Here is a 12,536-nt window from a genome sequence, read left to right as displayed (position 1 = left end):
CCCGGAGGGGAAGAGGGAGACCAGGGCGTCGGTTACATCTTGAAGCCGGCGGCTTCCGCTTCCTTGTAGATCTGCTGGATCAGATCCTTGCCGACGCGGGATTCGGCGTCCTTGTGGACCGGCTGCAGGGCCTTCACCCAGGCCTGGCGCTCTTCCTTGGTCTGCTCGTGGAACTGGGTCTTGCCGGACGCCTTCATCTGGGCCATCGCGGTGTCGTTCTCGTTCTGGGCGATGTCGTTGGCGTAGGCGGTGGCGTCCTTCATCGCGTCTTCAAGCTGGGTGCGGACGTCGGACGGCAGGCCGTCCCAGAACTTCTTGTTCACGATGACCGCGTAGCCGAGATAGCCGTGGTCGGTCAGCGTGGCGTGCTTCTGCACCTCGTGCATCTTCTGGGTGTACATGTTGGAGGGCGGGTTCTCCGTCCCGTCCACGACGCCGGTCTGAAGCGCCTGATACACCTCCGAGAAGGCCATCACCTGGGGCAGGGCGCCCAGCGCCCGCATCTGCGCGTCCAGCACCTTGGAGGACTGGATGCGCATCTTCAGGCCCTTCATGTCCGTCGGCTGGATGAGCGGCTTGTTGGCGCTCATGATCTTGAAGCCGTTGTCCCAGTAGGCGAGGCCGATGATGCCCTTGCTCTCCAGCTTCTGGAACAGCTGCTTGCCGACCGGCCCTTCGGTGACGCGGCGCAGAACCTCCTTGTTCGGGAAGATGTAGGGCAGGTCGAAGACCTCGAACTCCTTCGCGCCCAGCGGGCCGAACTTGGCGAGCGACGGGGCGAGCATCTGGACGGCGCCGAGTTGCAGGGCCTCCAGCTCCTCCTTGTCCTTGTAGAGCTGGCTGTTCGGGTAGACCTCGACCTTCACCTTGCCGCCGGTGCGCTGTTCGGCCAGTTCCTTGAACTTCTCCGCACCCTTGCCCTTGGGCGTTTCCGGGGCGACGACGTGGCTGAACTTGATGACGATCTGGTCCTGGGCAAACGCCACCGCCGAGGTCATCAGGCAGCCGGCCGCGGCCGCCGCGCACAGCAGCTTCGTGAGCTTCATCGGGCTTTCCTCCGTACAATTCTTGTTTCGGCCGCCGCTGGCGGGGCCGATTGTCGATGCTTCAAGCTTTGTGCATTGTTCGATAAATCCGGGCGGCATTGCTATTGTGGAAATCCGTATCCGCGGAGATAACGCTTTGGAACTCATCCGCCGCAGCCCCCGGCATAACGTGCCATCGCAGAGCACGCCCATGCAGGCGACGCCCATCGTCGCGATGGCGCTGGTCGTGGTGCTGCTGGGTGTCTTCCTGTGGCTGCTGCAACGGAGCGAGCAGGAGGAGGAGGCGCTCACCCTCATCAAGGATATCCTGTGGGTCGAGCAGAACCTGCATTTCCAGCTCAACTCCGACCAGGAGAAGCTGGAGCATCTTGCCGAGGCGCTGGGCCGCCAGGAGGAGACGCCGGACCATTTCGCCGCCATGGCGCGCCACGTCGTCGTCGCCAACCCGGCGATCCAGCGCGTGGTCCGCCTGGACGTCCACGGCAAGCCGGTCCTGTCGGAACCGCCGGTCGAGGACGATCCGGTGATGGACGATGCCTTCGGCCCCAGCCCGCGCGCCGACGCCTTCCTGATCGCCCAGTCCTCCGGACGGCGCGCCTTCTCCGCGCCCTACCGGCTGGACGGGACGGACAGCGCCTTCGAGATCGTCATCCCCGTCTTCCGCGGGTCGGAATTCGCCGGCGCCCTGGCCGCCGTTCTGTCCATCGATGCCATGCTGACCAGCCACGTTCCCTGGTGGTTCGCCCAGCGCTATCAGCTTGAGGTCGTGGATCCCTATGGCGCGGTGCTCGGCGCCAAGTCGCGGATCGAGGTGCCGGAGCCGCGGCACAGCCACACCGTGCCCTTCGACCCGCCCGGCCACGGGCTGATGCTGGTGGCCACGCTGCACCAGACGGAGGACAATCCGGGCCGCAACATCCTGGTCGCGGCCATCTTCGCGCTGGCCGTGTCCGCCCTGTGGAGCCTGTGGGCCCTGCGCCGCCACGTCGCCGGGCGCATCCGCGCAGAGGAAGCGCTGCGCGCCGAGCACGCCTTCCGCAAGGCCATGGAGGACAGCCTGACCGTGGGCATGCGCGCCCGCGACCTGGAAGGGCGCATCATCTACGTGAACCCCGCCTTCTGCCGGATGGTCGGCTTTTCCGCGGAGGAGCTGGTGGGGCGGGGACCCGTCATGCCCTATTGGCTTCCGGAGGATTTGCAGCACACCGAGGAGGTGTTCCGCGCCGTGCTGGCCGGCAACGCCCCGCCCAACGGGTTCGAGCTGCGCTTCCAGCGCGCCGACGGGGAGCGGTTCGACGCGCTGATCTACGAGGCGCCGCTGATCGACGCCAAGGGCCGGCACACCGGCTGGATGGGCTCCGTCCTCGACATCACGGAGCGCAAGCGGGCGGAGGAACTGGCGCGAAGGCAGCAGGAACGGCTCCAGCAGACCGCGCGCCTGATCAGCATGGGCGAGATGGCCTCCACCCTGGCGCATGAGCTGAACCAGCCGCTGTCGGCCATCGCCAGCTATTGCACGGGATGCCTGAACCGGCTGCGCTCCGGAACCGTGCAGACCGACGAGCTGGCGGCGGCGCTGGACAAGCTGGCCGCCCAGGCCCGGCGCGCCGGCCAGATCATCCGCCGCGTCCACGACTTCGTCCGCAAGAGCGAGCCCAACGTGGCCCCCTGCTGCCTGGCCGGGGTGGTGGAGGACTGCGTGGCCCTGATGGACGGCGACGCCCGCCAGCAGGACGTTCGGCTGCTGCTGGAGGTGGAGGACGGGCTGCCGGCCGTGCCGGGCGACCGCATCCTTCTGCAGCAGGTCGTCATCAACCTGATGCGCAACGGGATCGAGGCGATGGCCCACGCCCCGCCGGAGGAGCGCACCCTGCTCATCGGGGTCGCCGCCGGGAACGGCGCGGTTACCGTGCGCATCCGCGACCGGGGGTGTGGTATATCGCCCGAACACGCGGAGAATTTGTTTTCGCCGTTCTTCACCACCAAGACCGAGGGCATGGGCATGGGGCTGAACATCTGCCGGTCCATCGTCGAGCACCACCAGGGACGCCTGTGGTTCGAGCCCGCCCCGGAGGGCGGCACCGTGTTCCTGTTCTCCCTGCCGGCGGTTCAGGCATGAGCGACGCTCCCGCAAGCGACATCCCCGGCGGCGAGCCCCCCGCCAGCGAACCCCCCGCCAACGGGCCGAAGCTGCACATCGTCGACGACGACGAGGCGATCCGCGACGCGCTGGGCTGGCTGTTCCAGTCGCGCAACGTGCCGGTGGTCTCCTGGGCGTCGGCGGAGGCGTTTCTGGCAGACTACGCGCCCGATCTGGCGGGCTGCCTGCTGCTGGACATCCGCATGGAGGGCATGAGCGGGCTGGAGCTGTTCGACCGGCTGCGCGAGTTGGGCTGCCGCATGCCCGTGCTGTTCCTGACCGGCCACGGCGACGTGCCGAAGGCGGTGTCCGCCCTGAAGAAGGGAGCCCGCGACTTCGTGGAGAAGCCCTTCAACGACAACGACCTCGTCGACCGGGTGATCGAGGCGATGGCCTTCGACGCCGCCCAGCGGGAGCGCGAGGCGGGGCAGGCCGGTGTCGCCGCCCGGCTCGCCACCCTGACCCAGCGCGAGCGGCAGGTCATGCAGCTTGTGGTGGCGGGCAAGCTCAACAAGGTCATCGCTGACGAGCTGGGCATCAGCATGCGCACGGTCGAGGTCCACCGCGCCCACGTCTTCGAAAAGATGGGCGTCAAGACCGCCGTCGAACTGGCCCGCCTTCTGGCTGCGGTGGGGTGACCCGCCGGAGCTTCCCGTAACGCTTGACAACACGGCGGCGGGAAGCGGCAATGCATTTGGGAATGCGCTGAAAGGGCGGAGACATCGTTGCGCCTGCCGTCTTCGACACTTGGGCTTGGGCTCGCCACCATCGCGCCGCTGCTGCTGTTCCTGGTCATCGTGGTGTGGGTGCTCGACCACAAGCAGCAGGAGGAGTTGGAGACGGAACTGCGCGGCAACGCGCGCACCCTGTCGCTCGCCATCGACCGCGAGCTGGAAAGCCAGGCGCGCCCGCTGGAACTGCTGGCGGCGCTGGGGCGGAGCACGGTCAACGACCTGCCCGTGCTGCAGGCCCATTCCATCGAGGCGGTGCAGAACCAGCCCGGCTGGCTGGCCGTCGGGCTGATCGAGCCCGCGACGCTGAAGTTCCTGTTCCACACGCAGTTTCCGCTGGGCGCCGACCTGCCGCCGCCGCGACTCGACGACATCACGCGGCGGGTCGTGGAGACGGGCAACACCGTCGTCGGCGGGGTGCTTCCCCCCGGCGGGCCGCCCGGCCGGCCGGCGCTGATCATCCGCGCGCCCATCATGGAGCAGAAGCGCGTCCGCCACGTGCTCTCGCTGGCGGTCGGGCTGGAAAGCCTGGATGCGGTGGTTCGCGCGGCGGGGCTGCCGGCCACCTGGACCGTCGCGGCCATCGACCCGTCCCTGACCATCGCCGCGCGGACCCGCGAGGCGGAAATCTACGTCGGCCAGCGCGTCACCCCGTCCATAGAAGAGCTGCTGACGCACAACCATCATGGGCTGTCGCAAGCCACCACCAAGGATGGGCAGCTCGTCTACACGGTCTTCCACCGCTCGCCGGAAACGGGCTGGTCGGTGGCGCTGGGCGTGCCGTCGGCCCAGGTGCGGGGGAAGCTGCTGCAAAGCCGCTGGACCATCATCGCGGGCGGTCTGGCCGCCTGCCTGACGACGCTGGTGCTGGCCATCGTGGTCACGCGCGACTACCAGCGCCGGCGCAAGGCGGAAGGCGATGCCCGCGCGGCACGCGAGGCGATGCTGGTGGAGCAGCGCCGCCGGCTGGAGGCGGAGAAGGAGCATGCGGAGGCGGCGAACCGCGCCAAGTCGGACTTCCTCGCCAACATGAGCCACGAGCTGCGCACGCCGCTGAACGCCGTCATCGGCTTCAGCGAAGCGCTGCTGTCCGGCATCTTCGGGCCAAGCCCGCCGAAGCACCGCGAATACATCGCCAACATCCACGCCTCCGGCCAGCATCTGCTGACGCTGGTGAACGACGTGCTGGACATGGCGAAGGTGGAAGCCGGGCGCCTGGAGCTGTTTCCGGAGCGGGTGCCTGTGTCGGCCCTGCTGACGGAATGTCTGGAGCTGGTGGAGACGCTGGCCGGCCAGAAGGGGGTAGGGCTGAAGGCCGGGGCCGTGGCGCCGGATCTGATGCTGTTCGTCGACAACATCCGCGTGCGCCAGTCGGTGCTGAACATCCTGTCCAACGCCATCAAATTCACGCCGGAGGGCGGGCTGGTCCGCGCCGACGCGCGCCGGAACGAGGACGGGACGGTCGCCATCGCCATCGCCGACACCGGCATCGGCATGTCGGAGGACGAACTCCGCATCGCGCTGGAGCCGTTCCGGCAGGTGAACAACTACATGACCAAAACGCAGGCCGGCACCGGCCTCGGCCTGCCGCTCGCCAAGCGCTTCGTCGAGGCGCATGGCGGCCGGCTGGAGGTGCGCAGCTCCGTGGGGGAGGGTACGACGGTCGTCATCACGCTGCCGGCCGAACCCGCCCCCGTCGGGATGTCTGTAGTGAACGTTTAAGCGGCCTCGCGCTTGAGACGGACCTCGGCGGCGTCCAGGCCGGCGACAAGCTCGTCGACGGCCTGGTCGGCCATGGCGCGGGCGAAGGGCCACGCCTCGTCGTTGGCGAGGTGGGCGGCCTCGACACGGCCGGCCACCCGGTTGAGAAGGCCGCGCAGCGCGTCGAGCGTGCGTTCCAGCTGCTCCCGGTCGTTCTGGTTCCAGCGCTCCACCTGCGTCCGCAGCCGGTCGAGCCGGTCGGAGGCGTGCAGGAGAAGGTCGCGGCACAGGCTGTCGTGGGCTTGCCGTTGACGGCAGCTCATGGATGGATCCCCCTTTCGGATCGCTTCGGAATCGCCCGGCCGGCGGCTGCGGACGGCGTTTGTGCAGCGCAATGTTTTGAGGAACATGGTGCGTTGCAGCAAGTTGCGCGCCGCAGTGCCAAAAAGAAAACCGACCGGGTGGCCCTGCCATATACAATGGAGAGCGGCCCAGGTTCCCGAAGTGTGAAAGTTTCGTGGAGCGTTCCCTCGGTCGGGCGGTTGAGTCCGCCCGTGAATTGCGGATGTTGTTTTGTTTTTGGTTGCTGCGGTTTCTGCCTCATCGGTGACGAATCGTCAACCGAACCAAAAGCATATGCCATTGGCGATTTGTCGCAGCATCGGGGATAGGCCGGACGGCCGCCCCCTCGGCAAGTGGAAATTGTGTCGGGGAACTATTCGGCGGCAACGCCGTAGGGGTAGCTGTCGGCGTTGGCCGGTTCGGGCGCGGTCTGCGGCTGGTTCTGGTAGCCGGGGCACTGGTTGGCGCAGTGCTGTTGCGCCATGTCCCGCATCGTCGGAACGCATTTCCCACACTGCACCTGACGGTCGTAGTGCCGGAAGACCGAGGCCGGCGTCCGCGCGCCGTTTTCGAGGGCTTTCGTGACCTGCTTGTCGTTCAGCGCGTGGCAGATGCAGACGTACATGATCCCTCGACGATGGTGATAGGCGAGCGACGTTGGTGCACTCAGTTAATGCGATTGAGAATGACTGTCAAATGATCTGGATCATAGTTTGGGCCACATGGCGGCCCCGCGTCCGCTTGTCACACTCCAATCGAAAGGGCCAATCGAACGAGGAAGGTGGGCATCGCGATGCCCGGCCCGCGACAACCCTTGCATTCGCCCGCAGGGGGCGGTAGCCCCTCGGCATGACCGACGCACCCGAACCCCGCCAGCCGGGGCAGCCGACGCCCCGGCCGACTCCCCTGGGGCAGACCATCTATCTGGCGCCCGAAGGATTCGTGAACGACCTCGTCGCGGAACTGGGCGACGTGTCGGCGGTGGAGGACCGGTTGGTCTTCGCGGACGGCCCGGCCCGCCCGGCCGCCTGGGCGCAGAACATCTGGTACGATCCGGTCAAGATCGAGATCGCCTCGATCAAGGACGGGGCGCGGGCCTTGCGTGGGATCCAGCGAAACTGGGCGCTCTGGTCGCTGCGCCACCACCGCCGCGCCAACCTGATCCAGGAAAATCTGCCGCACGTCTCGGCCAAGCCGGTGGTCTTCCCGTCGCCGCTGCCCACGGCGCCGCTCGGCTCCTGGACGCTGCTGGACGAGAACACCATCGTCGCCGCCGCACGCTGCTCCAGCCCCTACCGGCACGGCGAGGTGAGTTTCGTCGAGAACAGGACGGCGCCGCCGAACCGCGCCTACCTGAAGCTGTGGGAAGCGCTGACCCTGTTCGGGGAACAGCCTGGGCCGGGCGACCGCTGCATCGACCTGGGCGCCTGCCCCGGCGGCTGGACCTGGGTGCTGCACGAGCTGGGCGCCAGCGTGGTCAGCGTGGACAAGGCCCCGCTGGACCCCGCCATCGCCGCCCTTCCGCGCGTCGAGTTCCGGCAGGAGAGCGCCTTCGGGCTGAAGCCGCAGGACGTGGGGCCGGTGGACTGGCTGTGCTGCGACGTCATCTGCTACCCGACGCGGCTGTTGCGGCTGGTCCAGCAGTGGATGGACAGCGGGCTCGCCAAGCGCTTCGTCTGCACGCTGAAGTTTCAGGCCGAGACCGACCACGAAACCGCCCGCGCCTTCGCCGCCATCCCCGGCGGCCGGGTGCTGCACCTGCACCACAACAAGCACGAGCTGACCTGGATGTGGCCGGTCGCGACCCCGTGACGGCTCACGCCCGCCGCAGCGCCAGTTCCAGCGCCGGGCGCAGGATGGAGGCGGCGGCGTAGCCGATCTCCACGACCTCTTCGGCGCGGTCGAACTCCAGGATGCCGATGTGGGCGAGGCGGGGGGCGATCAGCACGTCCGGCGGCTCGCCGGCGAGGCGGGAGCGCGTGATGCGGTCCTGCATGATGTCGATGGAACCGGCCATCACCTCCATCACGTTCGGGTTCGGGGCGGCGGTGCGCTCCAGCTGGTTGGCGAGGAAGCGCGTGCGCGGGCCGGGCCGCCGGCCGAGCCAGGAGGCGATCTGCGAGGTCAGGGTGGAAAAGGCGGGGGAGGTCGCGTCACCCGCCGCCGCGACATGCTCCGCCACCACCACGGGTGCCGGGGCGCCGCCTTTTCCGGCGTTGGAGCGCAGGGTGGGGCGGCCGAGCGGTGACAGCTCGCTGTTCAGGTTCACGGCGATCACCACGTCGGCGCCCAGCGCGCGGCAGAGCGACACCGGCACCGGGTTGACCAGCGCTCCGTCCACCAGCCAGCGCTCGTCCCGCCGCACCGCCGGGAACAGGCCGGGCATGGCGGCCGACGCCTGCACGGCGCTCAGCATCGGCCCCTCGCGCAGCCAGATCTCGCGCCCGGTGCTGAGATCGGTGGCCACCGCCGCGAAGGGCTTGTGCAGCCGCTCAATGGTCACGTCGGTGCGGTGGTTGCGGAAGCGTTCGAAGGTGCGCTCGGCCGCCAGCAGGCCGCCGCGCCGGAAGGTGAGGTCGATGATGCCCAGCATGCCGCGCCAGCCCATGCTCTGCGCCCAGCTCTGCAACTCGTCCAACTGCTCGGTCAGGTAGGCGGCCCCGACCACGGCCCCGATGGAGGTGCCGCAGATGACGTCGGGTTCGACGCCGATCTCCTCCAGCGCGCGCAACACCCCGATGTGCGCCCAGCCGCGCGCGGCACCGCTGCCCAGCGCCAAACCGATTTTCAGTCCGCTCACGCCATGCACCCCCGGAAGCCTCGTCCTTGGCTATTTGGGGAGAGCACCGGCCGGGGGAAATCCTTCCTTCGGAGGGACACGGACTGCACCGAAGTAAGCCGCACAAGGGAGCCGAAAATTGGCCGAAAGTTTTCGCGCAATTTGATCAGGACTGGCCACTTTTCTTCCAGTGCTGTGGCATTTTCATGGAAGAGAGATTTCATGGCGCGCGTTAACCAAACAGCAATTGGTCAAGCGCAGGATCGTCGCAGGAACCGACAATCAGGGATGGCGGAGGTTGCCATGGCCCAGGATCTGAAGAGCTTCAAGAAGGATTGGCAGCGCTGGACGCCGGCGGAAAAGCTGGTCGCCGTTGCTCTGCTGGTGGTCGCCACCGTCGTTCTGGGCGGCCCGGTCACGGTCTTTCTGTAAAGCACCGTCCACCGAAGGGAGCTAAAGGAGCGAGGCGAGCGCCGCGATCCCGAAGCCTCCCAAGACCGCGCCGGACGCGCGGTTGATCCACAGCATGGCGGCGGGCGTGACCCGACGCCGGAAAGCGCCCACCGAGGCGCTGAGCGCCAACCACCACATCGCGGATCCGACGAACACGCCGAGCACCAGGACGGCGGCCACGGTCGTGCTGTCTCCGCCCAGGTCGCCGGCACCTGACCCGCCGGCACCGCCGGACAGTCCCAGCCCGCCGAACACCGCGGCGAAGCTGAGGATCGTCGCCGGGTTGGCGAGCGTCAGCAGGAAGGTGGAGGCGTAGGCTCCGGCCAGCCCGCGCGCCGGGCGCGCCTCGGCCGGACGATCCGCCGGGTGCGCGCGCAGCGTGCTCCAGCCCAGCCACAGCAGCATCAGCCCGCCGACCAGCTTCAGGGCGACCTGCCCACCCGTCAGCGCGTCGGTCACCAGCGCCACCCCGAAGCCGGCGATGGCCCCGTAGAGCGCGTCGGCGCTGGCCGCCCCCAGGCCACTGGCGAAGCCGTGCGCCGGCCCGTCCGCCAGCGTGCGGCGGATGCACAGCAATCCGATCGGCCCGACCGGGGCCGCGATGCTGAACCCGATGACCAGCCCCTTCAGCAGGGCGGGCAGCATGTCCATGGGACTCCGCTCCGGCAGGCGGGAGGGATTGCGATTTTGTGATTTTCCAATCCTTGTGTCGCCAAGGATAGTGCTTTTGGCTGGGCAATTACATCGCGCTGAGGTGCTGACCTTAGGCACTCAGAGCGATCCCAACGAGCGACCGCCGTCCCGTTCCGTCATCCCCGCGAAGGCGGGGATCCAGGAAACTCCGCACAGACGTGGCTGAAAAGACTGGATCCCCGCCTTCGCGGGGATGACGGGTTCCCTATGGGACGTTTTCGGCAAATGTGATGGCGTTAACGCCTTTGGCTGGGAATCAGCGCCGCCGGGCGCCCCGGCCTTTCAGGTGAGCGCGTTGCAGCTTCGCGCCCGCGAGATCCGCGTTTTCCAGATCCGCGTTCTCCAGGTCGGCCTCGGTCAGGTTCGCCTGGGTCAGGGTGGAGCCGACCAGAAGCGCCTGCCGCAGGTCCGCCCCCATCAGGTTGGCCGCCCAGGAGCGGCCGGTGGGGCGGCCGGTCGGGTCCTTGATCTCCGCCGGGCCGAGATTCGCGCGCGTCAGGTCGGCGCCGGACAGCTTGGCGTAGCTGAGGTTGGCCCCGGACAGGTCGGCGCCCATCAGGTTGGCGCCCGTCAGGTTGGCGCCGGACAGGTCGGCCATCATCAGCCGGGCGCCGGTCAGGGCCGCGTCCGACAGGTTGGCGCCGCGCAGGGAGGCCGCGCTGAGGTTCACGTCGCGCAGGTCGGCCCGGCTGAGGTCGGTGCCGTCCAGTTCCGCCCGCTCGCCACGCTGTCCGAAGCTTTCGATCCAGCGCTCATGGTCGAAGATAGCGCGCTGGATTTCCGACCCCATGCTGTCGATGGGGCGGGGCAGGCAGGCGTTGCCGAGGTGGACCTGCGACAGGTCGCAATCGGCCATGCGCGTGCCGACCAGATCGGCGTTGTCGAAGGTGGCGCCGCCCAGCTGCGCCCCCGACAGGTTGGCGCCGTTCAGCCGCGCGCCGGTCAGATTCGCGTTGGTCAGAACCGCGCCGCTGAGGTCGGCGTTCTGAAGGACGGACCCAGTGAGATCGGCGTCGCTCAGGTTCGCACCAGCCAGCACGGCGCCGGTCAGGTCGGTGGGCACGCCGTCCGCCGCCTCGGCGTCGCCGCGCAGGCGGGCCAGGACTTTCCGGTGGAACAGGCGGGCGGTCTCGGCGTCCTGGACGTCGGGGCCGGTGCCCCGGCGGGCGCTGCCACCCGGTTCCAGCGTGCCGTTGCGCAGGTCTGCGCCGCGCAGGTTGGCGTTGGAGAGGTCGGCCGCGCGCAGCCGTGCACCGCGCAGGTCGGTCTGCATCAGGTTGGCGCGCGTGATGTCGGCGTCGCGCAGGTCCACGCCGAACAGGTCGGCCCCCGCCAGGTTCGTACCGCTGAGCCTGCAACGGGCCAGCCGCGCCCCGATCAGCCGCGCGCCGCGCAGGTCGCGCTGCGACAGGTCGGCGCCCTCCAGGTCGGCGAGCGTCAGATTGGCGCGCGCGCCGCCCGGCTGGCCCTTGATCCAGCGGGCATGCCGCTCCAGGACTTCGGCCAGTTGATCGGGCCGGAGCGGGGTGGCGGCTGGTGGAGGGGCAGTGGTGACCGCGGGCACGGAAAGGATCCGCCGCACTTTGTTTTCGACCCTCAAACTATGGGGGTAGATTCCTTACCGAAGCCTAAACGGTACAGTTCAGGCCATGTCCTGTCGGGCGGGGCGGACTTGTGGCGGCAATGCCACAGGCTGCGATCCTTTGGAAACAGTGTCTGGACAGTGGGCGAGCGGCGGTTTATCGATTCCGCAGGTTTCCCAAGCGGATTCGGGAATCCGGCCATCGCTCCGAATCGGGGGCGATTCGCCGCGTGTTTCAGCGCTGTAACCGGCCGCCCCGGCCGGGCCGTGTAAATTTTTTCGTGGGGAAGCCCGCGAAAACCGTCAGCTTGGCCGCTCGTTAACCATTGGTTCCTTGACACAAGGCGGGGTGTTGCCCCCAAAAAGTCTCAAACGATAGGGGTAGGGCCTGAATGCCCACCCGGTTTGGGACCAGATGGAGGCGATATGACCGAGGCGAAATCCCAGTCGACCCAAGCAGGCATGCTCGGCCGACGGGAACTGCTGCGCATCGGTTTGGCGGCCGCGGCCGCCGGGACGGTGATGGTGCCGGAGGTGTCGGAAGCGGCACTGCGCGCCCCGCCGCGTCAACTGACTCTTCTGAATTTGCACACCGGCGAGCGGGTGCGGACCGAATACTGGTCGAAGGGGCACTACCAGCGCGACGGCCTGCGCGAGATCAACCATCTGCTGCGCGACCACCGCACGGGCGCCATCCACCCGATCGACCCGAAGCTGCTGGACCTCCTGCACAACCTGACCCGCAAGGTCGGCAGCCAGTCGCCGGTCCACATCATCTCCGGCTACCGCTCCCCGGAAACCAACGCGTGGCTGCGCGAGCAGGACGGCTCCGGCGTCGCTCAGCACAGCTATCACATGCAGGGGAAAGCCATCGACCTGCGCGTTCCGGGCATGCCGCTGCGCAACCTGCACCGTGCCGCGCTCAGCATGCGGGCGGGCGGGGTGGGCTATTACCCCGACAGCAACTTCGTGCATGTCGACGTAGGGCCGCTGCGCCACTGGGTGTCGGAGTAACGCCGGTCCTTCAGCAAAGAAAAAAGCCCCCGCCGGGTCGTTCCGGCGGGGGCTT

The 12,536-nt window shown here is 68.3% G+C and carries 12 protein-coding genes; 6 read left to right on the top strand and 6 right to left on the bottom strand.

From position 1 onward, the window contains the following. Positions 1-32: 32 nt before the first annotated feature. Complete coding sequence (locus ACSVC7_RS16455; protein WP_448207899.1) at positions 33-1,046, bottom strand: TRAP transporter substrate-binding protein; 1,014 nt, start codon at positions 1,044-1,046, stop codon at positions 33-35. Positions 1,047-1,236: 190 nt separating this feature from the next. On the opposite strand from ACSVC7_RS16455, the gene ACSVC7_RS16450 reads away from it, so the two are divergent. The 3 genes from ACSVC7_RS16450 to ACSVC7_RS16440 all read left to right on the top strand — a co-directional run bounded on the left by ACSVC7_RS16450 (position 1,237) and on the right by ACSVC7_RS16440 (position 5,639). Continuing rightward, on the top strand, positions 1,237-3,165 hold the full coding sequence (locus ACSVC7_RS16450; RefSeq protein ID WP_448207900.1) for a sensor histidine kinase: 1,929 nt from the start codon (positions 1,237-1,239) through the stop codon (positions 3,163-3,165). Beyond that, positions 3,162-3,824, top strand: a complete 663-nt coding sequence (locus ACSVC7_RS16445; RefSeq protein WP_448207901.1) for a response regulator transcription factor — start codon at positions 3,162-3,164, stop codon at positions 3,822-3,824. The genes ACSVC7_RS16450 and ACSVC7_RS16445 overlap by 4 nt, the downstream gene beginning before the upstream one ends. 87 nt (positions 3,825-3,911) lie before the next feature. Beyond that, on the top strand, positions 3,912-5,639 hold the full coding sequence (locus ACSVC7_RS16440; protein WP_448207902.1) for a sensor histidine kinase: 1,728 nt from the start codon (positions 3,912-3,914) through the stop codon (positions 5,637-5,639). Here ACSVC7_RS16440 and ACSVC7_RS16435 read toward each other — a convergent pair. Then, positions 5,636-5,941: a hypothetical protein gene (locus tag ACSVC7_RS16435; protein ID WP_448207903.1), complete on the bottom strand. Its 306-nt coding sequence runs from the start codon at positions 5,939-5,941 to the stop codon at positions 5,636-5,638. The two genes, ACSVC7_RS16440 and ACSVC7_RS16435, sit on opposite strands and share 4 nt — an antisense overlap. 392 nt (positions 5,942-6,333) lie before the next feature. Continuing rightward, a complete protein-coding gene (locus ACSVC7_RS16430; RefSeq protein ID WP_448207904.1) occupies positions 6,334-6,585 on the bottom strand; it encodes a (2Fe-2S)-binding protein in 252 nt (83 codons plus the stop codon). A 224-nt stretch (positions 6,586-6,809) separates the two neighbouring features. Between ACSVC7_RS16430 and ACSVC7_RS16425 the strand changes: the two genes are divergently transcribed. Continuing rightward, positions 6,810-7,772: an SAM-dependent methyltransferase gene (locus ACSVC7_RS16425; protein WP_448207905.1), complete on the top strand. Its 963-nt coding sequence runs from the start codon at positions 6,810-6,812 to the stop codon at positions 7,770-7,772. 4 nt (positions 7,773-7,776) lie between these two features. Here ACSVC7_RS16425 and ACSVC7_RS16420 read toward each other — a convergent pair whose 3' ends face one another. Next, the gene (locus ACSVC7_RS16420) at positions 7,777-8,760 is read right to left on the bottom strand and encodes a patatin-like phospholipase family protein (RefSeq protein WP_448207906.1); all 984 of its coding nucleotides are present in this window, start codon (positions 8,758-8,760) and stop codon (positions 7,777-7,779) included. A gap of 282 nt (positions 8,761-9,042) precedes the next feature. Between ACSVC7_RS16420 and ACSVC7_RS16415 the strand changes: the two genes are divergently transcribed. Further along, entirely contained in the window at positions 9,043-9,171 is a 129-nt protein-coding gene (locus ACSVC7_RS16415; RefSeq protein WP_448207907.1) for a hypothetical protein, read from the top strand. Positions 9,172-9,192: 21 nt separating this feature from the next. Here the strand turns inward: ACSVC7_RS16415 and ACSVC7_RS16410 are convergent, their stop codons facing one another. Together ACSVC7_RS16410 and ACSVC7_RS16405 are read right to left on the bottom strand one after the other, a co-directional pair. Further along, positions 9,193-9,843, bottom strand: a complete 651-nt coding sequence (locus ACSVC7_RS16410; RefSeq protein WP_448207908.1) for a LysE family translocator — start codon at positions 9,841-9,843, stop codon at positions 9,193-9,195. Between the two features lie 298 nt (positions 9,844-10,141). Next, positions 10,142-11,449 carry a pentapeptide repeat-containing protein gene (locus tag ACSVC7_RS16405; RefSeq protein WP_448207909.1) on the bottom strand — a complete coding sequence of 436 codons (1,308 nt, stop codon included), beginning with the start codon at positions 11,447-11,449 and terminating at the stop codon, positions 10,142-10,144. 444 nt (positions 11,450-11,893) lie between these two features. Here ACSVC7_RS16405 and mepK point away from each other — a divergent pair, with 444 nt between their 5' ends. Continuing rightward, positions 11,894-12,481 carry a peptidoglycan L,D-endopeptidase MepK gene (gene mepK, locus ACSVC7_RS16400; RefSeq protein WP_448207910.1) on the top strand — a complete coding sequence of 196 codons (588 nt, stop codon included), beginning with the start codon at positions 11,894-11,896 and terminating at the stop codon, positions 12,479-12,481. Positions 12,482-12,536 lie beyond the last annotated feature (55 nt).

The organism is Azospirillum mesophilum, assembly GCF_053470405.2.
Note: the sequence above shows the minus strand (reverse complement) of the source record. Positions and strands in the feature narration are given on the sequence as shown.